19 protein-coding genes are annotated in these 24,866 nt (G+C 73.5%); 16 read left to right on the forward strand and 3 right to left on the reverse strand.

Annotation, left to right across the window (positions count from 1 at the left end; all coding sequences use genetic code 11):
• Window positions 1–2: 2 nt before the first annotated feature.
• The 6 genes from KUM42_RS11495 to KUM42_RS11520 all read left to right on the forward strand — a co-directional run bounded on the left by KUM42_RS11495 (window position 3) and on the right by KUM42_RS11520 (window position 7,606).
• Window positions 3–335 carry a rhodanese-like domain-containing protein gene (locus KUM42_RS11495; RefSeq protein ID WP_237496671.1) on the forward strand — a complete coding sequence of 111 codons (333 nt, stop codon included), beginning with the start codon at window positions 3–5 and terminating at the stop codon, window positions 333–335.
• 265 nt (window positions 336–600) lie between these two features.
• Window positions 601–1,449 carry a hypothetical protein gene (locus tag KUM42_RS11500; RefSeq protein WP_237492380.1) on the forward strand — a complete coding sequence of 283 codons (849 nt, stop codon included), beginning with the start codon at window positions 601–603 and terminating at the stop codon, window positions 1,447–1,449.
• A 316-nt stretch (window positions 1,450–1,765) separates the two neighbouring features.
• Window positions 1,766–3,550 (forward strand): DUF4331 domain-containing protein, encoded by a 1,785-nt coding sequence (locus KUM42_RS11505; RefSeq protein ID WP_237492381.1) that lies wholly within the window; start codon window positions 1,766–1,768, stop codon window positions 3,548–3,550.
• A gap of 81 nt (window positions 3,551–3,631) precedes the next feature.
• A complete protein-coding gene (locus KUM42_RS11510; RefSeq protein ID WP_237492383.1) occupies window positions 3,632–4,429 on the forward strand; it encodes a class F sortase in 798 nt (265 codons plus the stop codon).
• A 1-nt stretch (window position 4,430) separates the two neighbouring features.
• Window positions 4,431–5,741 carry a lipopolysaccharide assembly protein LapB gene (locus tag KUM42_RS11515; RefSeq protein ID WP_237492385.1) on the forward strand — a complete coding sequence of 437 codons (1,311 nt, stop codon included), beginning with the start codon at window positions 4,431–4,433 and terminating at the stop codon, window positions 5,739–5,741.
• On the forward strand, window positions 5,738–7,606 hold the full coding sequence (locus tag KUM42_RS11520) for a hypothetical protein (RefSeq protein ID WP_237492387.1): 1,869 nt from the start codon (window positions 5,738–5,740) through the stop codon (window positions 7,604–7,606). Before KUM42_RS11515 ends, KUM42_RS11520 begins: the two co-directional genes overlap by 4 nt.
• 48 nt (window positions 7,607–7,654) lie before the next feature.
• On the opposite strand, the gene KUM42_RS11525 is transcribed toward KUM42_RS11520, so the two are convergent.
• Window positions 7,655–9,304, reverse strand: a complete 1,650-nt coding sequence (locus tag KUM42_RS11525; RefSeq protein WP_237492389.1) for a long-chain fatty acid--CoA ligase — start codon at window positions 9,302–9,304, stop codon at window positions 7,655–7,657.
• A 14-nt stretch (window positions 9,305–9,318) separates the two neighbouring features.
• On the opposite strand from KUM42_RS11525, the gene KUM42_RS11530 reads away from it, so the two are divergent.
• From KUM42_RS11530 to araA, 10 genes are all read left to right on the forward strand, one after another.
• Complete coding sequence (locus KUM42_RS11530) at window positions 9,319–10,722, forward strand: glycoside hydrolase family 5 protein (protein ID WP_237492390.1); 1,404 nt, start codon at window positions 9,319–9,321, stop codon at window positions 10,720–10,722.
• A 186-nt stretch (window positions 10,723–10,908) separates the two neighbouring features.
• Window positions 10,909–11,727, forward strand: a complete 819-nt coding sequence (locus tag KUM42_RS11535) for an ABC transporter ATP-binding protein (protein ID WP_237492392.1) — start codon at window positions 10,909–10,911, stop codon at window positions 11,725–11,727.
• A complete protein-coding gene (locus KUM42_RS11540; RefSeq protein ID WP_237492394.1) occupies window positions 11,724–14,249 on the forward strand; it encodes an ABC transporter permease in 2,526 nt (841 codons plus the stop codon). Before KUM42_RS11535 ends, KUM42_RS11540 begins: the two co-directional genes overlap by 4 nt.
• 238 nt (window positions 14,250–14,487) lie before the next feature.
• Window positions 14,488–15,621 carry a multiple monosaccharide ABC transporter substrate-binding protein gene (gene chvE, locus KUM42_RS11545; RefSeq protein WP_237492396.1) on the forward strand — a complete coding sequence of 378 codons (1,134 nt, stop codon included), beginning with the start codon at window positions 14,488–14,490 and terminating at the stop codon, window positions 15,619–15,621.
• Window positions 15,622–15,788: 167 nt separating this feature from the next.
• Window positions 15,789–17,327: a multiple monosaccharide ABC transporter ATP-binding protein gene (gene mmsA, locus KUM42_RS11550; protein ID WP_237492398.1), complete on the forward strand. Its 1,539-nt coding sequence runs from the start codon at window positions 15,789–15,791 to the stop codon at window positions 17,325–17,327.
• Window positions 17,324–18,580: a multiple monosaccharide ABC transporter permease gene (gene mmsB / locus KUM42_RS11555; RefSeq protein ID WP_237492399.1), complete on the forward strand. Its 1,257-nt coding sequence runs from the start codon at window positions 17,324–17,326 to the stop codon at window positions 18,578–18,580. The genes mmsA and mmsB overlap by 4 nt, the downstream gene beginning before the upstream one ends.
• A 90-nt stretch (window positions 18,581–18,670) precedes the next feature.
• Window positions 18,671–19,708, forward strand: coding sequence for a LacI family DNA-binding transcriptional regulator (locus KUM42_RS11560; RefSeq protein ID WP_237492401.1), 1,038 nt, complete (start codon window positions 18,671–18,673; stop codon window positions 19,706–19,708).
• Window positions 19,709–19,825: 117 nt separating this feature from the next.
• A complete protein-coding gene (locus tag KUM42_RS11565) occupies window positions 19,826–21,466 on the forward strand; it encodes a xylulokinase (RefSeq protein ID WP_237492403.1) in 1,641 nt (546 codons plus the stop codon).
• Window positions 21,463–22,137: an L-ribulose-5-phosphate 4-epimerase gene (locus tag KUM42_RS11570; protein ID WP_237492405.1), complete on the forward strand. Its 675-nt coding sequence runs from the start codon at window positions 21,463–21,465 to the stop codon at window positions 22,135–22,137. Before KUM42_RS11565 ends, KUM42_RS11570 begins: the two co-directional genes overlap by 4 nt.
• A gap of 17 nt (window positions 22,138–22,154) precedes the next feature.
• Window positions 22,155–23,657, forward strand: a complete 1,503-nt coding sequence (gene araA / locus KUM42_RS11575) for an L-arabinose isomerase (protein WP_237492407.1) — start codon at window positions 22,155–22,157, stop codon at window positions 23,655–23,657.
• A 116-nt stretch (window positions 23,658–23,773) separates the two neighbouring features.
• Here the strand turns inward: araA and KUM42_RS11580 are convergent, their stop codons facing one another.
• The gene (locus KUM42_RS11580) at window positions 23,774–24,442 is read right to left on the reverse strand and encodes a hypothetical protein (protein WP_237492409.1); all 669 of its coding nucleotides are present in this window, start codon (window positions 24,440–24,442) and stop codon (window positions 23,774–23,776) included.
• Window positions 24,439–24,825 (reverse strand): hypothetical protein, encoded by a 387-nt coding sequence (locus KUM42_RS11585; RefSeq protein WP_237492411.1) that lies wholly within the window; start codon window positions 24,823–24,825, stop codon window positions 24,439–24,441. Before KUM42_RS11585 ends, KUM42_RS11580 begins: the two co-directional genes overlap by 4 nt.
• Between the last annotated feature and the right edge of the window lie 41 nt (window positions 24,826–24,866).

A 24,866-nucleotide genomic window follows, 5' to 3' on the forward strand; every position in this document is an offset into this window, starting at 1 on the left:
TGATGATGCCCCAGCAGGTGCCGACCGTCCCCGCCGCCGAGGTCCCCGAGGACGCCGTCGTCCTGGACGTGCGCGAGGACGACGAGTGGGCCGCCGGCCACGTCGAGGGCGCGACGCACATCCCGATGGGCGAGGTCCCGGCCCGGCTCGACGAGCTGCCCGAGGGCGACCCGCTCTACGTCACGTGCCGCGGGGGCGGGCGCTCGGCCCGCGTCGCCGCCTGGCTGAACCAGAACGGCTACGACGCGGTCAACGTGGGCGGTGGCATGGGGGAGTGGGACGCCGCCGGCCGCCCGATGGTCAGCGAGACCGGCCGCCCGCCCTACGTCGTCTGAGGGAGGTCGGAGGACCCCGTCCTCCCACCCCTCGCGAGCTCGGGCCGGTGCCCTGGACGGGGCCCGACCCCACCACTCGCGAGCTCGCCGCGGGCCCCTGCAGCGGGGTCGGACCGGCACGGACGGTGCTGGTGGGGCGCCGGATCACCGTTCGCTGTGAGTTCACCCGCGGGTCGGCGCGTTCGGGTCCGGGCGGGTCGCCCCGCGCCCTACGTTCCGCTCGCGCGACGCCGTCCGGGGCCGCGCAGGACACGGGGGAGCGGTCATGGGGCAGACGCAGCAGTCACGTCGGACGTCGGACTGGACGTGCGACGAGGAGCTGGAGACGGCGGCCCGCTACATCAGCGCCGTCCGGGCCTCGGCGCGTTCGACGTCCGTGCTGCGCGCCGGCCTCTACCGGCCCGGCATCGCCGCCCTGGTCACGGTGCTGCGGTCGCTCCCGGTGGTCGATGCGCCGTTCACTGACGGCCCGGGCGGCCGTGAGCTGCGCAACTGGTTCGCCTACGGCCGCGGCCTGTTCCTCGGCCGGGCGCCGGTGGCCCTGCTGCGGCTGCCCGACACCCGGGAGGAGTACCTGCGCGGCCGGCCCCGGCAGGCCCTGCGCACCAACGTCAGCCGGGCCACCGCCATGGGCATCCGCTGCGCCCCCGTCACGGACCCGGCCGAGCTGGCCGAGGTGGTGGCGCACGTGGCCGGCCGCCGCGGGCAGGACCCGGCGACGATGATCCGCCAGGACCTCGACCCGGCCGTGCCCCGGCGGTTCACCGTCGCCCGGGACGCCGCGGGGGAGCCCGTGGCGCTCAGCGAGACCTGGCTGGACGGCGAGTGGGCCGGGCTGGCCGTGCTGGTCACCGTGCCCGGCGAGGGCGACAGCCAGGTGCTGCGCTACCTGCTGCACGTCGAGACCGTGGCGGACCTGATCGGCTGCGGCGTCCGGATGGTCACCGTCTCCGGCTCGATGTTCCTGACCAGCGCCGGCACCCGGTACTTCCAGCGCCGCACCGGCTTCGTGCCGGTCTGGCTGCGCCCGGTGCCGGGACCGGCCGGGGGTGCCCGCCCGACCGTCGAGGTGGGTCGTGAGCGGTTCCGTGAGGTCACGTCCGTCGCGTCCTGACCGGCGCCCGGGGACGTCACACGCGCACCTCGTGTGCACCTCCGTCCCACAGGAACCGCTCAGCGTGAACAACGCGCCTGAACAGCGATTCCATCGGCCTGTCGCGCGCCATCCAGTCGTGCGCCGCCCCTACGTTCTGCCCGATCGCAGTGCACGGGAATGTGCCTGCAGCGACGAGACGACGATCCCTGTGTCGGCCGTGCGGCTGCCTCCATCGACGTGTGCAACCAGGTTGACCGACTCCCGTACCGGGACCGAACAGGGACGTGACATGACCGAACGACAGGGAACGAGCCGAGGCCCGCGTTCCGCGGCGATGCTCATCGCCGGCGGCCTGCTGGCCGGCACCACCGTGATCGGGCTGCTGCCCACCACGGCCGGGGCCTCCAGCCACCGGGAGGCGCCGCTCATCGCCGCCGACCCGGCCGTCGACAACACCGACGTCTACGCCTTCTCCAGCCCCGAGAACGACGCCAACGTCGCCATCGTGGCCAACTGGGTGCCCTTCGAGGAGCCCAACGGCGGACCCAACTTCTACCCGTGGTCCGACGACGCCGAGTACCTGGTGAACATCGACAACGACGGCGACGCGCTCGCCGACCTGGTCTACCGGTGGAGGTTCACCACCGACGACCGGCGCAGCACCGACACGTTCCTGTACAACAACGGCCCGGTCGACTCGCTCACCGACGACAACCTGCTGTTCCGGCAGAGCTTCACCCTCGACGTGAGCACCGACGGCGGCACCACCTACGGCGCCCCGATCGCCACCGGCCCCGTCGCGCCGTCCTACACCGGCCCGGGCAGCATGGGCACCTCGCAGGACTACGTCGACAACCTGCGGACCCCCGCGATCACGACCCTGCCCGGCGGCGGCCGCACCCTCACGACCCAGGCCGAGGACTCCTTCTTCCTCGACCTGCGCGTCTTCGACCTGCTCTACGGCGGCGACCTCTCCGAGACGGGCCAGGACACCCTCGCCGGTTACAACGTGAACTCGATCGTGCTGGAGCTGCCGAAGTCCGAGGTGGCCATCGACAACGACGCCGCCGGCAACCCGGTGATCGGCGTGTGGAGCACCACGACCCGCCCGACGCTGCGCAACGCCGACGGCACCGCCGCTGCGGGCGCCGGCTACACCCAGGTCTCCCGCCTCGGCCAGCCGCTGGTCAACGAGGTCGTCGTCCCGACCGGCCTGAAGGACGCCTTCAACTCGATCAGCCCCGACCAGGACGCCGCCGCCGCCGGCGGTGCCGTCGTGCAGCGGGTGCTCGACCCCGAGGTGCCCAAGCTGGTCGAGGGCATCTACGGCGTCCCGGCGCCGGAGGCCCCGCGCTACGACATCTTCGAGACGTTCCTCACCGGCATCGTCTCGACCGCGAAGCACGACGTCGACGGCGACGCCGCCACGGCCAACCCGATCGACGTGGACCTGAACTCCCAGGTCCTCAACGCCGGTGCCGACCCGGCTGCCTTCCAGCCGTCGGAGATGCTGCGGCTGAACATGTCCATCACGGAGCCGACCGGTCTCGACGGTCAGCCGCTGGCGCAGGCCAGCCGGCTCGGCGTCGTCGGTGGTGACATCCAGGGCTTCCCGAACGGTCGCCGCCTGGCCGACGACGTCGTCGACATCGAGCTGCTGGCCCTCGAGGGCGTCTTCGACGTCTCCAAGGTGACCCCGGCGGACCCCGCCTCGGCCCTCGCCGCCGGTGACGGTGTCGACTCCAACGACAACGCGTTCAGCGGCACGTTCCCCTACATCGCCGGCCCGAACACCCAGGCCGTCAACAAGGGCGGTGGCACCGGCGCCGGTGGTACCGACCTGCCCACCGGCAACGGCAACCCGGTGACCCCGCCGGCCGCCATGGCCCCTCCGGCCGCTGCTCCCTCCGCCGGTGCCCCCGCGGCCGCCGCGCCGCAGGGCTCGGCCAACGGCTACCCCGTGGGTGGCGTCGAGACCGGTGAGGGTGGTCTGACCCACACCCTCATCCCGGCGCTGACCGGTGGCGCTGCGATGCTGCTGATCGGGGCCGGCGCCGGCTCGCTCCTGCGTTCCCGCAGCCTGCGGCGTCGCGCCGCGGGCCCGGGCACGCTCGCCTGAGTCGGTCCCAGCCAGTCCAGGAGGGCCGCCCACGTCGACCGACGTGGGCGGCCCTTCCGCCAGCCAGACAAGGAGGACACCGTGACCGGTGCCCAGGACCACCCGCACGGTGCCGACGACCAGCCCCCGTTCCTCGAGGAGGAGCTGCAGGACGACGGCGGTGCCGGCGCCCCGGCCCACCGGCGGGTGCCGCCGTGGCTGGTGCCCACGGTCGCGGCCGGCGTGGGCGGCGTGCTCGTCGGGGCACTCCTCTTCGGCGGTGGCGGTGACGCGCCCGTCGCGGCAGCGTCCGCCCCCGCCAGCTCCGCCCCGGCGACGGGCCCGGCGCCGGCCGCCCCCTCGAGCCCGCTGACCCAGGCCGAGCCGGTGGCCGTCGAGATCCCGGCCATCGACGTCCAGTCCTCGCTCGTCGACCTGGGTCTGAACCCCGACCGCACCCTCGAGGTGCCCACCGACTTCGCCAAGGCCGGCTGGTTCACCGGCGGCAACCTCCCCGGTGCCCCCTCCGGCCCGCCGGCGCTCATCGCCGGCCACGTCGACGACTACACCGGCCCCGCGGTCTTCTACCGGCTCGGCGACCTCACCGCCGGCGACGAGGTCGAGGTCACCCGGGCTGACAACACCGTCGCGGTCTTCACCGTGACCGGGTCGCAGCAGTACCCGAAGAACGCCTTCCCGGCCGACCAGGTCTACGCGCCGGTCGACGACTCCGAGCTCGTGCTCATCACCTGCACCGGCAGCTTCGACGAGAGCGTCCGGTCCTACCGGGACAACCTGGTGGTGCGCGCGGTCCTGGACGTCGAACGGTCCCAGGAGGAGACCGCGGCGCGGGTCTCCGGTGGAGCGGCGGCGCCCGCCGGCGACCTGCCGAACGTCTGACGTGCGCCGTCGCACCGCGGTCAGCGCGGTCGTCGCCGGGGCGGTGCTGCTCCTGCTGTCCATCGCCGGCTTCTACGCGGTCTCCGTCGACCGCCAGACGGTCGTCGCGCAGACCCAGGACGTCCCCGCCCCGGCCGACCCGCTGGTCACCGCGATCGCAGCGGCACAGCAGCGGCTGACCGAGGTGCCCGGTGACTGGGTCACCTGGGCCCAGCTCGGCTCGGCCTACGTCGAGCAGGCCCGGATCACCGCCGACCCCTCGTTCTACGACAAGGCCGACGGCGCGCTCGCGAAGTCCCTCGAGCTCCGCCCCGAGGGCAACGACGCGGCGCTGACCGGCAAGGGCGCGCTGGCCAACGCGCGGCACGACTTCGCCGCCGCCCGCGACGCCGCCGAGGCCGCCCTCGCGATCGACGACTACGACGCCACCGCATGGGGCGTGCTGACCGACGCCCGCACCCAGCTCGGTGACCACGTCGGCGCCACCGAGGCGCTGCAGCGCATGCTCGCGCTCCGGCCCGGCATCGCGTCGTTCACCCGCGCCTCCTACGACGCCGAGCTGCACGGCGACCTCGACGCCGCCCGGTCCGCGCTGCAGCAGGCGCTGGACTCCACGCAGGACCGCTCCTCGGCCGCCTACTGCCGCACCTACCTGGGTGCCCTCGCCTTCTCCCACGGCGACCTGGACGGTGCCGCTGCCAGCTACGACGCCGGTCTGGCCGACGACCCCGACGAGCCCGCACTCCTGCTGGGTCGGGCCCGGGTCGACGCCGCCCGCGGGGACGTCGACCGAGCGGTCGCCGGGTTCGCCGCGGTCGTGGCGGCCCGGCCGCTGCCGGAGAACCTCGTCGAGTACGGCGAGTACCTGGAGTCGCTGGGCCGCCAGGACGAGGCCGACGAGCAGTACCGGCTGGTCGGGACGGTCCGCACGCTCTTCGCCGCCAGCGGTGTGCAGGACGACCTGTCGACGGCGTTGTTCGCCGCCGACCACGACGACCCGGCGACCGCGCTCGCGGCCGCGCAGGCCGAGTACGACCGGCGGCAGAACACCGACGCGCAGGACGCCCTGGCCTGGGCGCTGCACAGCGCCGGTCGGGACGACGAGGCCCTGCCGCTGGCGCAGCAGGCCACGTCGCTGGGCGGGGCGAGCGCGGTTGCCCAGTACCACCGGGGCGCGATCGAGGCGGCCCTGGGCCGTACCGACGACGCCCGCGCGACCCTGGCCGGTGCCCTGGACACCAACCCGCACTTCTCACCGCTGCTGGCCCCGCGGGCCGCGCAGCTGCTGGAGTCGCTCGGCGGGCGCCCGTGACCCGCCGCCGGCTCCCGGCGGTCCTGCTGGCAGCAGCGGCCCTGTGGGCCGTCGTCCCGGCGGGGGTCGCGTCGGCACACCCGCTGGGCAACTTCACCGTCAACCACTACGACCACCTGGAGCTCGCGCCCGGCGAGGTGCGGCTGACCGCGATCGTCGACCGGGCCGAGATCCCGACCGCCCAGCTGCTGCCCTCGATCGCCGCCGGGGACGTGCTCACCGAGGCGGAGGCCGCCACGGCGGCCGAGCCCGAGTGTGCCGAGGTCGGTGCCGCCGTCCAGGTCTCCGTCGACGGTCGGGCCCTGGAGTGGAGGGCCACCGGCAGCACGCTGGAGACCGTCCCAGGCGCTGCCGGGCTGCCGACCCTCCGGCTGAGCTGCGGGTTCCGGGCCGAGGCCGACCTCGACGGCGAGTCACAGGTCAGCGCCGCCGACACCTACCTGACCGACCGGGTCGGCTGGCGGGAGATGACCGCCGTCGGTGACGGGGTGGCCCTCCTGGACTCCCCGGTGCCCGTGGCCAGCGTCAGCGACGAGCTGCGCACCTACCCGGTGGACCTGCTGGCCTCCCCGGTCGACGTGCGGTCGTTCACCGTCGCGACCCGGCCGGGGGTGACCACCGGCACCGGCGCCACCATCGTCCCCGGCTCCGGGGACCCGTTCACCGACGTCGTCGCCGGGCTGGACCGACGGTTCGAGGGGCTGATCGGCTCCGACGACCTGACCGTGGCGGTCGGCGCGCTGGCCGTGCTGCTCGCCGTCCTCCTCGGCTGCGGCCACGCCCTGCTCCCGGGACACGGCAAGACCGTGATGGCCGCCTACCTGGCCGCCCGCCGGGGGCGCAGCCGCGACGCCGTCGTCGTCGGTGCGACCGTCACCGCGACCCACACGGTGGGCGTGCTCGTGCTCGGGCTCGCCATCTCGGTGTCCAGCTCGCTCGCCGGTGACCAGGTCATCCGCTGGCTCGGGGTCGCCAGCGGGCTGCTCGTCGCCGGCATCGGACTGTCCATGCTCCGCGGCGCCCTGCGCCGGCGGCCCGCGGTCGGGGCGTCGGCCATCGACACGGTCCCCGAGGCAGTGCTCGTGGCCGCCGCGAGCGGCTCGAGCCGGGACGTCGCCCGCGCAGCTGTGCCGCACACGCACCCGCACGGCGACCACGACCACCCGCACGACGGCGGCCACGAGCACCTGCACCCCCACCCGCACCCGGACGCTGGTGGCCACGACCACCAGCATCCGCACGAGCACCCGCACGACGGCGGCCACGACCACCCGCATCCGCACGAGCACCCGCACGACGGCGGCCACGACCACCCGCATCCGCACGAGCACCCGCACGACGGCGGCCACGACCACCCGCATCCGCACGAGCACCCGCACGACGGCGGCCACGACCACCAGCACGACCACCCGCACCCGCACGAGGGCGCGCACGATCACCCGCACAGCCGCGGCAGCTGGTGGTCCGGCGGGCACGACCACGGGCCCGGCGGGCACACGCACGGACCCGGTGGACACACCCACGGGCCGGGCTCGGGACGCAGTGGCCTGGTCGGCATGGGCATCGCCGGCGGCCTGGTGCCCAGTCCATCGGCGCTGCTGGTGCTGCTCGCCTCGATCGGCCTCGGCCGCACCGTGTTCGGCGTCGTGCTCGTGCTGGCCTACGGGCTGGGCATGGCCGGCACCCTGACCGTCGTCGGCCTGCTGCTGGTGAAGCTGCGCGGCCGGCTGGAGCGGCGGGTCTCGGTCCTGGGCAGGTCCCGCGCGCTGGTCGCCGTCGTCCGGCTCGCGCCGGTGCTCACCGCGAGCCTGGTGCTCCTCGTCGGGCTGTCCCTCGCCGTCCGCGGCGCCCTGTACGGCGCCTGAGGAGCCGCCCTGCCGCCCACCGGGTGGGCAGCGGGGCGCGGACGGGCCTCAGCTGCCGGTGGGCCGCGCCCCGAACCGGGCCCGCAGGTCCTTCTTGGAGAACTTGCCGACGCTCGTCTTGGGCACCTCGTCGATGAACTCCACGGCGTCGGGCACCCACCAGGAGGCCACCAGCGGCCGCAGGTGGTCCAGCACCTCCTGCTCGGTCAGCGTCTCGCCCGGCTTGACCACGACGCAGGCCAGCGGCCGCTCGCCCCACGTCGGGCTCGGCACCGCCACCACCGCGGCCTCGGCCACGGCGGGGTGGCTCATGATCGCGTTCTCCAGGTCGACCGAGGAGATCCACTCGCCGCCGGACTTGATCAGGTCCTTGGTGCGGTCGGCGATGCGGATGCTGCCGAACTCGTCGAGGGCGGCGATGTCCCCGGTCCTCATCCAGCCGTCCTCGGTGCTCAGCTCGGTGCCGGGGTCCGGGCGGTGGTAGTCGGCGGCGCACCACGGCCCGCGCACCTGCAGCTCGCCGGTCGAGACGTCGTCCCAGGGCAGCTCGTCGGTGGTCCCTGCGGTGACCACCCGCGCCTGGACGCCGAACAGCGGCACGCCCTGCCGTGCCCGGCGGGCGGCCTTCGTCTCCTCGTCGGCACCGTCGAAGCGGCGGGCCAGCGTGCCGCCGGAGGCCACCGGGTGGGTCTCGGTCATGCCCCAGGCCTGGTAGATGGGCAGGCCGACCTGCTCCCGGTAGGCCTCGGACAGCGCCGCGGGCACCGCGGACCCGCCGCAGCCGATCTTGCGCAGCCGGTGCTCGCGGCCGGCCAGGTGCGGCAGCATGCCCTGCCAGATCGTGGGCACGCCGGCGGTGAAGGTGACGCCCTCGGCGACGATCAGGTCGGCCAGCGCCTGCGGCTGCATCATCGCGCCGGGGAAGACCATCGCCGCGCCGGCCATCGGGGCGGCCTGGGCCAGGCCCCAGGCGTTGGCGTGGAACATCGGCACGACCGGCATCGCGACGTCGTCGACCCCGATGCCGAAGCCGTTGGGGGCGACCACCGCCATGGCGTGCAGCACGGTCGAGCGGTGGGAGTACAGGACGCCCTTGGGGTTGCCGGTCGTGCCCGACGTGTAGCACATCGAGGCGGCCGTGTTCTCGTCCCGGACGACGCCGAACCCGACCGGCTCGGCGGCGGCCAGCAGCGTCTCGTAGTCGCGCACCCGCGGGTCGTCGGGCACCTCGTTGGTGCCGCCGTCGTCCATCACGACCACCGTGTGCACCGTCGGCATCGTGTCGATGAGCGGCCACAGCAGCGGCAGCACGGTGCGGTCGACGAAGACCACCTCGTCCTCGCCGTGGTTGACGATGTAGGTCAGCTGCTCCGGGAACAGCCGGATGTTGAGGGTGTGCAGCACCCGGCCGGTGCTCGGGACGGCGTAGTACAGCTCCAGGTGCCGCTGGCTGTTCCAGGCGAACGTGCCCACCCGACCGTCGGCGCTGACGCCGAGGGTGTCCAGCACACCGCCCAGCCGGCGGGTGCGGTCGGCCCACTCGGCGTAGGTGCTGCGGACGACGCCGCCGGGCCCGTTGGTGACGATCGGGACGTCGCCGTGGTGCTGCTCGACGTGCCGGAAGATCATGTCGACGGTCAGGGGGACGTCCTGCATCAGCCCGAGCATGGGCCGCATGTTGCCAGTGACGCGGCTCACGATCTACTGGTGGCGTGAGCAACGCACCGAGAGTGGACGACGGGATCATCCAGGTCGACGGCGATCGGCTCGTGCTGCCCGACGGCAGCCCGATCGTGCTGCGCGGGGTCGGGCTGGGCGGCTGGATGAACATGGAGAACTTCATCTCCGGCTACCCGGGGACGGAGTCCCAGCAGCGCGCGGCCCTGCGGAAGGCCCTCGGCGAGGAGGGGTACCAGCGCTTCTTCGACCGCTTCCTCACCGACTTCTTCGCCGACGCGGACGCCGAGCACCTGGCCTCGCTCGGCCTCAACTGCGTGCGCATCCCGTTCAACTACCACCACTTCGAGGACGACGACCGCCCCGGTGAGCTGAAGGAGGAGGGCTTCCGCCGCCTCGACCAGGCGGTGGAGGCCTGCGCGCGGGCAGGCATCTACTCGATCCTGGACCTGCACGCCGTCCCCGGTGCGCAGAACCAGCACTGGCACAGCGACAACCCCACGCACTGGGCGCACTTCTGGACCCACCGGCACTTCCAAGACCGCGTCGTGCACCTGTGGGAGGCCCTCGCCGACCACTACCAGGACAACCCGTGGGTGGCCGGCTACAACCCGGTCAACGAGCCCGGCGACGCCGTCGGCGAGGCGATCGGCCCGTTCTACCGGCGGCTGGAGAAGGCCATCCGGGCGGTCGACCCCCGGCACGTGCTGTTCCTGGACGGCAACCGGTACTCCACCCAGTTCGACCAGCTCGGCGACCCGCTGCCCAACACCGTCTACACCGCGCACGACTACGCGCTGCCCGGCTTCGCCGACGGCGGGCCCTACCCGGGCGTCAGCCGTGGGGAGTTCGTCGACCGCGACGTCGTCGAGGCGACGTTCCTCGAGCGGACGGCGTACATGCGCCAGACCGGGACGCCGATCTGGGTCGGTGAGTTCGGCCCGGTCTACACCGGCGACCCCGAGCGCGACGCCATGCGGTACCAGCTGCTGGCCGACCAGCTGGAGGTCTACCGCGAGCACGGCGCCAGCTGGGCGCTGTGGACCTACAAGGACATCGGCCTGCAGGGCCTGGTCACGGTGCCGCCGTCCGCGCCCTACCAGCAGCGCATCGCCCCGGTGCTGGAGAAGAAGGCCCGCCTCGGCGTGGACTCCTGGGGGTCGACCGACGCCGGTGTCCGCGACGTCCTGGGGCCGCTGGAGGAGCTGTTCACCCGCGAGTTCCCCGACTTCCAGCCCTACCCGTGGGGCCAGCACCGCTGGCTGCACGGCATCGTGCGGCACGTGGCGCTCGCCGAGGCGATGGTCGGTGACTTCGGGCGGGTCTTCGAGGGCGTCACCCCCGACGAGGCGGCGGAGCTCGCCGGCGACTTCGCCTTCGACCGCTGCACCCAGCGGGAGCAGCTCGCCCAGCTGCTGCGGGCGTCCTCGGCCTCCTGAGCTGCCGGTTCGTTCCAGCTCGCGGCACGTCCCGGGGTCGGGCCAGCCCGACCCCGGGACACCTGCTGGCGGCATCGTGGTCGCGTCCCGGTCCGCCCAGGCTGGGTGCGGGCGCCGTGCTGCGGCGTCCTGGCCCCGGCCGGTCCAGCAGAGGACCGGGTCCGGGGCCCGGTGCGGGGAGCGACCATGAGGACCTGGCGACGGACGCGCGGCGACGCGGTGACCACGGGGGGCGTCGACCCGACGTCGGACGTGGTCTCCCTGACCGGGGTCGGCCGCACCTACGGCAGCGGTGATGCGACGGTGCACGCCCTGCGGGACGTGACGGTCGGGATGCCGCGCGGGTCGTTCACGGCGGTGATGGGCCCCTCCGGCTCGGGCAAGAGCACGTTCCTGCAGGCCGCCGCCGGCCTGGACCGCCCGACCTCGGGCTCGGTGCGGATCGGTGGTACCGAGCTGACCGGGCTGTCGGAGGACGAGCTGACCCGGCTGCGGCGCGAGCGGATCGGGTTCGTCTTCCAGTCCTTCAACCTGCTGCCCTCGCTGACCGCGGCGGAGAACGTGCTGCTCCCGCTGCGGCTGGCCGGCCGGCCGGCGGGCCGGCGGGACGCCGAGGCGGCCCTCGACCGGGTCGGCCTGGGCGCCCACGGGCACCGCCGCCCCGCGGAGCTGTCCGGTGGCCAGCAGCAGCGGGTGGCCATCGCCCGGGCGCTGGTCACCGCACCCGACGTCGTCTTCGGCGACGAGCCGACCGGTGCGCTGGACAGCGGGACGGCCGCCGACGTGCTCGGGCTGCTGCGCGGCATCGTCGACGCCGAGGGGGCGACCGTGGTGATGGTGACCCACGACCCGCTCGCGGCGTCCGTCGCCGACCGGGTGGTCTTCCTCGCCGACGGCGGGCTGGTCGCCGACCTGGACCACCCCTCGGTGCACGAGATCGCCGACCGGATGATCGCGCTGAGCCGCGGGGCCGGTGCGCTGGTCGCGACGGGGGCACGGGCATGAGCAACGGCCTGGCCCGCGCCTCGGTCCGAGCCCGCCCGACCTCCTTCGCCGGGGCGTTCGTGGCGCTGCTGTTCGCCAGCATCGTCGTCTCGGCCAGCGCGCTGTTCCTGCAGAGCGGCATCACCCTCTCCGCCCAGCCGGTGCGCTACGCCGACGCCGCGGTGGTGGTCGCGGCCGACGACGAGGTGCGCCGGGGCGAGGGCGACTGGGAGACGACCATGCCGCTGGAGCAGCGCCCGCTCGTCGACGCCGCCCTGGCCGACCGGCTGGCCGCCGTCCCCGGCGTCGCCGCCGTCGTGCCCGACGTGTCGGCCACCGTCACCGCGGGGACGGCGACCTGGTCGGCCGCGGGCTGGTCGCGCACCGCGCTGGAGCCGGGCGCGACCACCGTGGCCGGCGGCGGCCCGCGCCCCGGTGAGGTGGTGGTCAGCCCGGCGGCCGCCGCGGCCGCCGGGGTCGGGGTGGGCGACGCGCTGGAGCTGCGGACGCCGGGTGGCACCCGCGAGGTCACCGTGTCGGCCCTGCGCACGGTCGCCGGCGGCCCCGACGTCTGGGTCGCCGACGCCGACGCCGCGGCGGTCGCCGGCCACCCGGGCCGGGTCGACGCACTCGCCGTCCGCGCGGTCGAGGGCACGTCGACGGCGCAGCTGCGCGGCGCGGTCCGGCAGGCGCTGGTCGGCGCCCCCGCACCGCCGACCGGGCTGGTGGTCGCGACCGGTGACGAGCGCGGCGAGGTCGAGACCGCCGGCTTCGGCGCCACGAAGGAGACGCTGACCGCGATCGGCGGCTCGCTGGGCGGCGTGCTGCTGATGGTCGCGCTGTTCGTGGTCGTGTCCACCACCTCGCTGGCGGTCGAGCAGCGCTCCCGCGAGCTGGCCCTGCTCCGCGCGATCGGCGCGACGCCCCGCCAGCTGCGGCGCACGGTGGCCACCGAGACCGCCCTGGTCGCCCTGCTGGCCGCCCCGCTGGGCCTGGCGCCGGGGCTGTTCCTGGCCCGCTGGCTGCTGGGCGCCATGACCGACCGCGGCTACCTGCCGCCCGGGCTCGCGCTGGACACCGGGCCGCTCGCGCTCCTGGGCACGGTGCTGATGGTGGCCGGCGCCGCGATGGCGGCCGGGCTGCTGGCCGCCCGCCGTCCGGCGCGGATCCGCCCGGCGGAGGCGCTGCGCGAGGCGAGCCTGGCCGGCAGCCGGCTCGGCCGGACGCGCTGGGTGCTGGGCCTGACCGCACTGGCCGGCAGCGTGCCGCTGGCGATCGTGTCGGCGACCGTCCCCGGCGAGCTCGGCATGGGGCTGGCCGCGACCGTGGTGCTCACCCTGCTCCTGGCCGTCGGCCTGCTCGGCCCCGTCGTCGCCGGGCTGGTGTCCCGGGTCGCCCGGCCGGTGCTCGACCGGCTCGGCGCACCCGGCCGGCTGGCTGCCGCGAACGGCCGCAGCAACGCCCGCCGGCTCGGCTCGGCGATCACGCCGCTGGTCATGGCCGTCGCCTTCGCCGGCACGATGTCCATGCTCCAGGGCAGCGTCGACCGGGCCACCACGACCCAGCGCGAGGCCGCCGTCGTGGCAGACACGGTGGTCTCCGCCGGCCCGGCCGGGCTTCCGGTCGACCTCCCGGCGCAGGTGGCCGCGCTGCCCGGGGTCGGCGCCGCGGTCGGCGTGCTGCCCGGCTCGGTGGCGACCCCGTCGATGGGGGAGCTCCTGCCGCACACTGCGGCCGGGGTCACCGGCGACCCGGCCGTGCTCTCCCGCGCCCTCGACGTCGGCGTCCGGGACGGCGACCTCGCCGCCCTGCGCCCCGGCGGCGACGGCACGGTCGCCCTCGACGTCCTGCTGGCCGACTCCCTCGACGCCCGCGTCGGCGCACCCGTCGAGCTGATCGCCCCCGACGGCGCGACGATCCGCCCCACGGTGGTGGCGCTCTACGGCCGGGGACTGGGCGTGGCCGCGGCGCTGCTGCCGGCCGAGACGCTGCGTCCGCACCTGACGACGCCGGTGCTCACCGAGCTGCTGGTGCGCCACGACGGCCCGGTGCAGACCGCCGACCTCACCGCACTGCGCACCGCGGTCGGTCCCTCCGCGCTCGTGGCCGGCCCCGGCCCGGACGGCGCGCCCCGGGCGGCCGACGGGGCCTCGGAGAGCTGGCTGGACACCGTGTTCGCCGTCGGCCTGGCCGGCTTCGCCGCGATCGCGGCGGCCAACACGCTGGTCATGATCACCCTGGCCCGGCGCCGCGAGGTGGGGCTGCTCGGCATGGTCGGCGCCACCCGCCGCCAGGTGCTGCGCACGGCCCGGCTGGAGGCCCTCGTGGTGGCCGGCGCCGCCGTCGTCCTGGGGGCGGTCATCGCCTGGGGCACCCTGCTGCCGTCGGTGCGCGGCGCGACCGGCGCCGGTCCGTACGTGCCGCCGCTGCTGACCGCGGCCGTGCTCGCCGGGGTGGTCGTACTGGCGCTGGTGTGCACCGGGCTGCCCACCCGGGTGGTGCTGCGCGGCGCCCGCGCGGGGTCGCCCGGTACACGTGAGTGACCGGCCCGTTCTCGTCGGTGACGGCCCCTCGCGGGGGCCGTCACCCGTCCGGAGGACCCCCGTCCGGCATCGCCGCAGGCCGGGGCCCGGATGAACGGGCCGTTACGCGAACGTGACGGTGGACTTGGTCCTGCAGACTTGACGGACCGGGGTTGTTAGCGCTCACACTGTGTCGGCCCGCACAGCGGCGGGCCTGCCGTCCTCCGGGTGGCAGATGTCTCGAAGGAGAGATGTGGCAGTGAACAAGAAGCTCGGGCTGACCGCCCTGGGCGCGACTCTCGCGATCGGCCTCACGGCCTGTGGCGGCGGCGGCGCCGGCAGCAACGAGAGCACCGCGACCGCGGCCGCCGACGACCTGACCATCGGCGTCTCGATGCCGACGCAGACCTCCGAGCGCTGGATCGCCGACGGCAACGCCGTCAAGTCCCAGCTCGAGAAGGCCGGCTACAAGGTCGAGCTGCAGTACGCGAACGACGACATCCCGACCCAGGGCCAGCAGATCGACCAGATGCTGACCCAGGGCGCCGACCTGCTGATCGTCGCGGCGATCGACGGCACCGCGCTCAGCAGCCAGCTCCAGGCCGCGGCCGACGCCAACGTCAAGGTCATCAGCTACGACCGCCTGATCCGTGAGACGCCGAACGTCGACTTCTACGTCAGCTTCGACAACTTCAAGGTCGGCGTCGCGCAGGGCACCGCCCTCCTGACCGGCCTCGGCGTCCTCAACGCCGACGGCTCCGCCGGCACCAAGACCGGGCCGTTCAACATCGAGCTGTTCGCCGGCTCGCTGGACGACAACAACGCCGGGTTCTTCTTCGACGGCGCGATGTCGGTGCTGCAGCCCAAGATCGACGACGGCACCCTCGTGGTGAAGTCGGGCCAGACCACGATCGAGCAGGCCGCCACCCTGCGCTGGGCCCAGGAGACGGCCCAGAAGCGCATGGAGGACCTCCTCACCGGCAGCTACAGCGACGGCACCAAGGTCGACGGCGTCCTCTCGCCCTACGACGGCATCTCGCGCGGCATCATCACCGCCCTGCAGGGCAACGGCTACACCACCCCGCTGCCGATCGTGACCGGCCAGGACGCCGAGATCGCCTCCGTCAAGCTCATCAACGACGGTGTGCAGTCCTCGACGATCTTCAAGGACACCCGCGCGCTGGCCTCGCAGGCCGTCACGGCCGCCGAGGCGTTCCTCAAGGACCAGACCCCCGAGGCGAACGACACCACCACCTACAACAACGGTGTGAAGGTCGTCCCGTCCTACCTGCTCCCCGTGGAGACGGTCTACAAGGCCGACATCCAGTCGAAGCTGATCGACTCCGGTTACTGGACGGCCGACGAGGTCGCCAAGGGCCAGGCCGACAAGTAGGACCCGCGCACGACCTGGCCGGGCCCGGCAGCACGTCTGCCGGGCCCGGCCGCACCACCTCCCCCGGTCCTCCCGGGGCAGCCCGGGCGGCCGGGCACTCGTGATCTCAGGGCCGGGTGAAGAGACCCCGGCCCACCCATCCGGAAAGGGCGAGGACGACGGAGTCCATGAGCGACAACATCCTGGAGATGCGCTCCATCACCAAGACCTTCCCCGGCGTCAAGGCGCTGAGCGAGGTCACGCTGCAGGTGCGGCGCGGTGAGGTCCACGCGATCTGTGGCGAGAACGGCGCCGGCAAGTCGACGCTGATGAAGGTCCTCTCCGGCGTCTACGGCGCCGGCCAGTACGAGGGCGAGATCGTCTTCGACGGCGAGGTGCAGCGCTTCAGCGGCATCCGCGACAGCGAGGACAAGGGGATCGTGATCATCCACCAGGAGCTCGCGCTGGTCCCCTACCTCTCCATCGCCGAGAACATGTTCCTGGGCAACGAGCGCAAGGGCCGCGGCGGCCTGATCGACTGGAACAAGGCCAACGCCGACGCCGCCGCGCTGCTCGACGAGGTCGGGCTGGCGGAGAACGCCGTGACCCCGGTCGGCTCCCTGGGCGTGGGCAAGCAGCAGCTGGTCGAGATCGCCAAGGCGCTCTCCAAGGACGTGAAGCTGCTCATCCTCGACGAGCCCACCGCTGCGCTCAACGACGACGACTCCGCGCACCTGCTGGACCTGCTCCGGCGGCTGCGCGACCGCGGCATCACCTCGATCATCATCTCGCACAAGCTGAACGAGATCGTGGCGATCGCCCAGCACACGACGATCATCCGCGACGGCCACACGGTGGAGACGCTCGACATGAGCGCCCCGGACGTGGACACCGACCGGATCATCCGCGGCATGGTCGGCCGCGACCTGGAGTCCTACTACCCCGAGCGCGAGTCGCACCCGGGCGAGGAGGTGCTCCGTCTGGTGGACTGGACGGTCCGCCACCCCAGCCAGGACCGCCTCGTCGTCGACCACGCGAACCTCAACGTCCGCGCCGGTGAGGTCATCGGCATCGCCGGCCTCATGGGCGCCGGCCGCACCGAGCTGGCGATGAGCGTCTTCGGTCGCTCCTACGGCCGCTACGAGTCCGGCACCGTCTACGTGCACGGCCGTGAGGTCAAGGCGCGCAACGTGTCCGAGGCCATCGACGCCGGCATCGCCTACGCCACCGAGGACCGCAAGAAGTACGGCCTCAACCTCATCGAGGACATCCGGCGCAACGTCTCGGCGGCCGCGCTGGCCAAGCTCGCCAAGGGCGGCTGGGTCAACGGCAACGAGGAGACCAAGGTCGCCGAGGACAGCCGTCGCGACATGAACATCAAGGCACCCAGCGTGTCCTCGGTCGTCGGGAAGCTGTCCGGTGGCAACCAGCAGAAGGTCGTGCTGTCCAAGTGGCTGTTCACCGACCCTGACGTGCTGATCCTCGACGAGCCCACCCGCGGCATCGACGTCGGCGCGAAGTACGAGATCTACACGATCATCAACAAGCTGGTGGCGGCCGGGAAGGCCGTCATCATCATCTCCTCCGAGCTCCCTGAGCTGCTCGGGACCTGTGACCGCATCTACACGCTCTCGGCCGGGCGCATCACCGGCGAGCAGTCGGTGCGCGAGGCCACCCAGGAGAGCCTCATGAAGCTGATGACCAAGGAGAGGGAGCTCGCAGCATGAGCACGTCCGTGGGTTCCACCCAGACCAACAACACCCCGCCCGAGGTGCCCGACGCCTCGGCGAAGGCCCTGAAGACCGGGACGAGCGACCTGCGCGACCTGCTCACCCGGAACCTGCGGCAGAGCGGCATCTACATCGCGTTCTTCGCGGTGGTCGTGCTCTTCGCCATCCTCACCGGCGGCACGTCGCTGAGCCCGGGCAACATCACCAACATCGTCCTGCAGTACTCCTACGTGCTGGTGCTGGCGATCGGCATGGTCATCGTGATCATCGCCGGCCACATCGACCTCTCGGTGGGCTCGGTCGTCGCGCTCTCCGGTGCGGTCTCCGCCGTCCTGGTGATCAAGAACGGCGCGCCCTGGTGGGTCGGCATCCTCGCCGCGCTCGCCGTCGGCATCGCAGTGGGCATGTGGCAGGGCTTCTGGGTCGCCTACGTCGGCATCCCCGCCTTCATCGTGACCCTCGCGGGCATGCTGATCTTCCGCGGTGCGACCCAGCAGGTGCTGAACAACACCTCGCTGTCGCCCTTCCCGGCCGAGTACCAGAAGGTCGCCAGCGGCTTCCTCAACGGCCTCATCGGCGGAAACGGCTACGACGCCTTCACCCTGCTGATCGGCGCGCTCGCGGTCGTCGGCTACGCGGTCAGCGGCTTCCGCACCCGCACCGCCCGGGTCCGCTACAAGCAGCCGGTCGAGAGCTTCCCGCTCTTCATCGCCCGGGTCGTGCTCGTGGCCGTCGTGGTCATGGCGTTCGCCTGGCAGCTGGCCCACGCCCGGGGCCTGCCGATCGTGCTGATCATCCTCGGCGTGCTGATCCTGGCCTACTCCACGATCACCAAGCGCTCGGTGTTCGGCCGTCAGGTCTACGCCATCGGCGGCAACCTGGCCGCGGCGACGCTGTCCGGCGTCAAGGTGAAGGTCGTCAACTTCTGGATCTTCGTCAACATGGGCTTCCTGGCCGCGGTCGCGGGGATCATCTTCTCCTCGCGTTCCAACGGTGCCCAGCCCGGCGCGGGCAACAGCTTCGAGCTCGACGCCATCGCGGCGGCCTTCATCGGTGGCGCTGCCGTCACCGGTGGTGTCGGCACGGTCGTCGGCGCGATGGTCGGTGGTCTGCTCGTCGGCGTCATGAGCAACGGCATGCAGCTCATGGGCGTCGAGCAGCAGATCCAGTCGGTCGTCAAGGGCCTCGTGCTGCTCCTGGCCGTCGCCTTCGACGTCTACAACAAGCGGCGCGCCGGCTCCTCCCGCTGAGTCAGGGCCGGTCCACCGGCCGGGGGGCGGCACCATTGCCGCCCCCCACACCGGGGGCGGCAATGGTGCCGCCTCCTCGGAGGGAGATCCGTGCTGCCCGAGGGAGTTACGCGCGCGCTCGGCCTGTCCGACGTCGCCGCGCGCGCAGGTGTCTCGCACCAGACGGTGTCCCGGGTGGTCAACGGGCACCCGAACGTCGCCCCGGCGACCAGGGAACGGGTGCAGCAGGCCATCGCCGAGCTGGGTTACCGGCCCAACGCGGCCGCACGTGCCCTGGTGACCGGGTCGACCCGGACGCTGGGCCTGGTCACCTCGCACATCAACCAGTACGGCCCGGCCCAGACCCTGCTGGGGTTGGAGAAGGCCGCCCGGGCCGCGGGCTACTCGCTCAGCGTCGCCGTCCTCGACGAGGACAGCGAGCTGGCGATGCGCGAGGCCGTCGACCGCTTCGTCGCCCAGTCCGTCGACGCGGTGATCGCGCTGTCCACCTACGGCCAGGCGGTCGAGGCGCTGCGGCGCTTCGAGTCGCCGGTGCCGCTGATCGCCGTCCAGGTGGGCCGTGACCAGGCCCGGCCCACGGTGTGGGTCGACCAGGAGGTCGGAGCGGCGCTGGCCACCCGGCACCTGCTCGAGCTCGGTCACCGCACGGTCCACCACGTCACCGGTCCCACCGACTCCATGGAGGCCCGGGGACGGCTGATGGGGTGGCGCTCGGAGCTGCTGGCCGCCGGCGCCCCGGTGCCCGAGGTGGTCTGCGGCGACTGGTGGCCCGAGTCCGGGCACCAGGCCGGTCTCGAGCTGGCCGCCCGGCTGCGCAGCGGCGACGGGCCCGCGGTCACCGCCGTCTTCGTGGCCAACGACCAGATGGCGCTGGGCCTGCTCAACGCGCTGCACGCCGAGGGGCTGTCGGTGCCCGGTGACGTGAGCGTCGTCGGCTTCGACGACGTGCCGGAGGCCGGCTACTTCACCCCGCCGCTGACCACGGTGCGGCAGGACTTCGCCGAGCTGGGCCGTCGCGGCGTCCAGCTGGTGCTGGCCCGGCTGCGCGGGCAGGTCGCCGAGGCCGAGCCGGTGCTGCCCCAGCTCGTCGTGCGCAGCACCACCGGACCGGTGCCCCCACGCGGGTGACGCAGGGTTTGACGGACATGTTGTTAACGCTAACAATCGACAACCGTGCCGCGGTCGGCGGCTCTCCCGACTGTTGAGACCAGCCCGCCTCCGGTGGGCGGACAAGGAGCGCCACACGTGGCGATCGACGCTGCCGCAGCGATCACCTCGGGCCGCACGGCCCTGGGCATCGAGCTCGGCTCGACCCGCATCAAGGCGGTGCTGATCGGCCCGGACCACGCGCCGCTCGCCGTCGGCAGCTCCGACTGGGAGAACCAGCTCGTCGACCGGGTCTGGACCTACTCCCTCGACGCCGTGTGGGCCGGGCTGCAGGACAGCGTCGCGGCGCTGACCGCGGACGTGCAGCGCCGCCACGGCGTCGAGCTGACCGGCGTGGGTGCGCTCGGGGTGTCGGCGATGATGCACGGCTACCTCCCCTTCGACGCCGACGGTGAGCTGCTCACCCCGTTCCGCACCTGGCGGAACACCAGCACCGGCCCGGCGACCGAGCGGCTGAGCGCGGAGTTCGGGGTCAACATCCCGCACCGGTGGAGCGTCGCCCACCTGTTCCAGGCGGTCCTGGACCGCGAGGAGCACGTCGGCCGGATCGACCACCTGACCACCCTCGCCGGGTACGTGCACTGGCAGCTCACGGGTGAGAAGGTCCTCGGCGTCGGCGACGCCAGCGGCATGTTCCCCATCGACGCCGCCACCGGCGGCTACGACGCCACCATGCTGGCCCGGTTCGGCGAGCTCGCGGCCGAGGCCGGTGCCCCGCTGGACCTGGCCGCCCTGCTGCCGGCCGTCGCCGTCGCCGGCGAGCCGGCCGGCACGCTCACCGAGGCCGGTGCCCGGCTGCTCGACCCCAGTGGCCGGCTGCGGCCCGGCGCCCTCCTGTGCCCGCCCGAGGGCGACGCCGGCACGGGCATGGTGGCCACCAACTCGGTCGCGCCCCGCACCGGCAACGTCTCCGCCGGGACGTCGATCTTCGCCATGGTGGTGCTCGAGGGCGCGCTGGGTGCGGTGCACCGCGAGCTGGACATGGTGACCACGCCGGCCGGCGACCCGGTCGCGATGGTGCACTGCAACAACGGCGCCAGCGAGCTCGACGCCTGGGCCGGGCTCTTCGGCCAGTTCGCCCGCGCGCTGGGCGTCGAGGCCGACTCCGCCACGGTGTTCCGGACCCTGTTCACCGCCGCGCTGGACGGCGCGGCCGACGGCGGCGGCGTGCTGGCCTACAACTACCTCTCCGGTGAGCCGATCACCGACTTCGAGGAGGGCCGCCCGCTGGTCCTGCGGTCCCCGGACAGCCCGCTGGACCTCGGCTCCTTCATGCGCGCCCACCTGTACTCGTCGCTGGCGACGCTGCGGATCGGCATGGACGTGCTGCAGAAGGCCGAGCACGCGCGGCTGGACCGGATGTTCGCCCACGGCGGCCTGTTCAAGACGGCGGGCGTGGCGCAGCGGTTCCTCGCCGCCGCCATCGACACCCCGGTCTCCGTCGGGGACGTGGCCGCCGAGGGCGGTGCCTGGGGCATCGCCGTCCTGGCCGCCTTCGCCGCCGGCCGCGGCCCCGAGCAGGGCCTGGCCGACTACCTGGACACCGCGGTCTTCGTGGGGACGAGCCTGCAGACCGTGGAGCCCGACCCCGCCGACGTCGCGGGCTTCGACGCCTTCATGCAGCGGTACCTCGCCGGCCTCCCGGTCGAGCGGGCCGCCGTCGAGCACGTGGCCGTCGGCGTACCCACCACCACCGAGGAGCAGGAGCAGCCGGCATGACCGCCCCCACCGAGCACGGCACCCACCAGGTGCAGCGCGAGCACGTCGCGAACCTGCACTCGTACCTGACCCGCTACGAGCTGGTCACCTGGACCTCGGGCAACGTGTCCGAGCGGGTGCCCGGCGAGGACCTGTTCGTCATCAAGGGCAGCGGCGTCGAGTACGACGACCTGACCTGGGAGGGCATCACCGTCTGCGACCTGGACGGCAACCCCGTCGACGGCGTCCGGGCCCCCTCCAGCGACACCGCGGCGCACGCCTACGTCTACCGGGCCATGCCGCAGGTCAACGGCCAGGTGCACACGCACAGCACCTACGCCGCAGCCTGGGCCGCCCGGCACGAGGAGATCCCCTGCGTGCTCACGGCCATGGCCGACGAGTTCGGCGGGCCGATCCCGGTGGGGCCGTTCGCCCTCATCGGCGACGACTCCATCGGCCAGGGCATCGTGGAGACGCTCCAGGGGCACCGCTCACCTGCGGTGCTCATGAAGAACCACGGCGTCTTCACCATCGGGCCCTCGGCGAAGGCAGCGGTCAAGGCCGCCGTCATGACCGAGGACGTCGCCCGCACCGTGCACCTCTCCCGCCAGCTGGGGGAGCCCATCCCGATCGCGCAGGCGGACATCGACTCGCTGTACGCGCGTTACCAGAACGTCTACGGACAGCGTTGACCCCGAAGGAGCACCACGTGGCATTCGAAGGCCAGGAGATCTGGTTCCTCACCGGCAGCCAGGGGCTGTACGGCGAGGAGACCCTCCAGCAGGTGGCGGAGCAGTCCCAGCGGGTCGCCGAGACCCTCGACGGCGCTCCCGACGTCCCGGTGCGGGTGGTCTGGAAGCCGGTGCTCACCGACTCCGGCGCCATCCGCTCGATGATGGGCGCGGCGAACGAGGACCCGAACTGCCTCGGCGTCATCACCTGGATGCACACCTTCTCCCCGGCGAAGATGTGGATCAGCGGGCTGGACGCGCTGCGCAAGCCGCTGCTGCACCTGCACACCCAGGCCGACGCGGCGCTGCCGTGGTCGACCATCGACATGGACTTCATGAACCTCAACCAGGCCGCCCACGGCGACCGGGAGTACGGGTTCATGCTCACCCGGCTGCGCACCCCGCGCACCACCGTCGCCGGCCACGCGGGCAGCCCGCGGGTGCAGGCCCGCGTCGGCTCCTGGGCCCGTGCGGCCGCCGGTGCCGCCGCCGCCCGCGGCCTCAAGCTGGCCCGGTTCGGCGACAACATGCGCAACGTCGCGGTGACCGAGGGCGACAAGGTCGAGGCGGAGATCCGCTTCGGCATGTCGGTCAACACCTGGGGTGTCAACGACCTGGTGGCCGTCGTCGAGCGCGTGGGCGACTCGGCCGTCGACGCCGTGATCGCCGAGTACGGCGACCTGTACGACATGGACGACGACCTGCGTCCCGGCGGCGACCGGCACCACAGCGTCCGGTACCAGGCCCGCATCGAGGTGGCCCTGCGGTCGTTCCTGACCGACGGTGGCTTCGGCGCGTTCACCACCAACTTCGAGGACCTCGGCGGGCTGCGCCAGCTGCCGGGCCTCGCCGTCCAGCGGCTGATGGCCGACGGGTACGGCTTCGGTGGCGAGGGCGACTGGAAGACCTCGGCGCTGCTGCGGGTGCTCAAGACCGCCGCGCAGGGCCTGCCCGGTGGCACCTCCTTCATGGAGGACTACACCTACGACCTGGCCAGCGACACCCCGAAGATCCTGGGCGCGCACATGCTCGAGGTGTGCCCGACGATCGCGGGGGAGAAGCCGCGCCTGGAGGTGCACCCGCTGGGCATCGGCGGCCGCGAGGACCCGGCCCGTCTGGTCTTCACCGCCGCCCCCGGCGAGGGCATCACGCTGGGCTGGTCAGACCTGGGCGACCGGTTCCGGTGGGTGGCCAACGAGATCGACGTCGTCGAGCCCTCCGAGCCGCTGCCGAACCTCCCCGTCGCCCGCGCCGTCTGGGAGCCCCGTCCGGACTTCGAGACCGCCACCGAGGGCTGGCTGACCGCCGGCGGGCCGCACCACACGGTGCTGTCCACCCAGCTGGGGGCCGAGGAGCTCACCGACCTGGCCGAGGTCTTCGACACCGAGCTGGTGCTGATCGACGCCGACACCACCCGGCGCACGCTGGCCAAGGAGCTGCGCTGGAGCGCGGCGTACCACCGGCTGGCCGCGCGCCTCTGATCCCCGGTCACCCGCGGCGGCACCCCCCGAGTCGCCGCGGGTGACCGGACCCCACCTCGACGCCCCGGCCAGCACCTGCTGGCCGGGGCGTCGTCGTGTCCCCGGCGGGGGAGCGGTCAGTCGGTCGAGATCCTGGCGAGCGTGTTGAGGCCGGTGGCCAGCAGCTGGTGGCGCACGACCGAGTCGGTGACGGTGACGTGCAGCCGGTGGCCCAGGCGCCGCTGCCGCTCCGCCATGTGTCGCAGCAGGTTCAGCGCCGCCGCGCTGAGCAACGTCGCGGCACGCAGGTCCACGTGCTGGGGCCAGGAGGCCGGCCGCTCCAGGAGCCGGTAGCGGCTCACGGTGTCCTTGGTGACCTCCCCGGTGAACACCAGCACCGGCCCACGAGCGTCACGGTCGGCGCTGATGTAGCCCGGCGTGGCCTCGCGCAGCGGGGGTGACGCCGGCCCGGCCTCCGCCCGCGACTCGCCTCGGGACCCGGTGAGCATGTCGATCACCTGCTCGGCGGGGAGGCCGTGACGGTGGATGAGCGTGTCCAGCTCGACGGCGGCACGCGCGGGTGCGATGCGGTACCGCTCGACGAGGATGCCGATGGCGATGCCGGTCACCAGGTCCGGCCGACCGGAGTCCACCGGATCGGCCGTCGGCGCGGGACCCCCGTCGACGGTCCGGTCGGGGTCCTCGGCGGTCGGGGGTGCCACCGGGACGGCGGCACCAGTCGTCTCGGGCGGCGTCATGGCGAGCAGGTGCCCGGCGGGGACGCGGGCACACCCGTGGATCGTCACCGTCTGGTCTCGTGAGGGTGGGCCTGCTGGCCGGAGGTGTGTCGCTCGGCGTTGACCAGCTCGTCGAGCCGCCGTCGCGGGTGCCCCAGCAGCGAGGCGTCGGGTGGGGGTCCCTCGACGAGCAGCTGCCAGCGCAGGTCGGTGCCGTGGCCGCTGCGGTCACCGGGCAGCTCGAAGCGGATCCGTGCGTCGAGCCTGCGCTGCCACAGCGACGACCACACCACCAGGCCCGGCGGCTCGGCCGTGACGATCCCGGGCCGCACCTCGTCGTCGAGCAGCAGCAGGCACGGGCGGGCCGGGTCGCGGTCCGGCTCGGTCAGCGCCTCGTGGAGCACGTGCGGCGGGGCCGGCTGGTCGCGCCGCCGTGAGCCCACCTCGATCACGAGCGCACCCCCTGCGGCACGGGTGCGCCCCGGGTGGGCTG

The sequence above is a fragment of the Modestobacter sp. L9-4 genome (genome assembly GCF_019112525.1).
Taxonomy (GTDB): Bacteria; Actinomycetota; Actinomycetes; order Mycobacteriales; family Geodermatophilaceae; genus Modestobacter.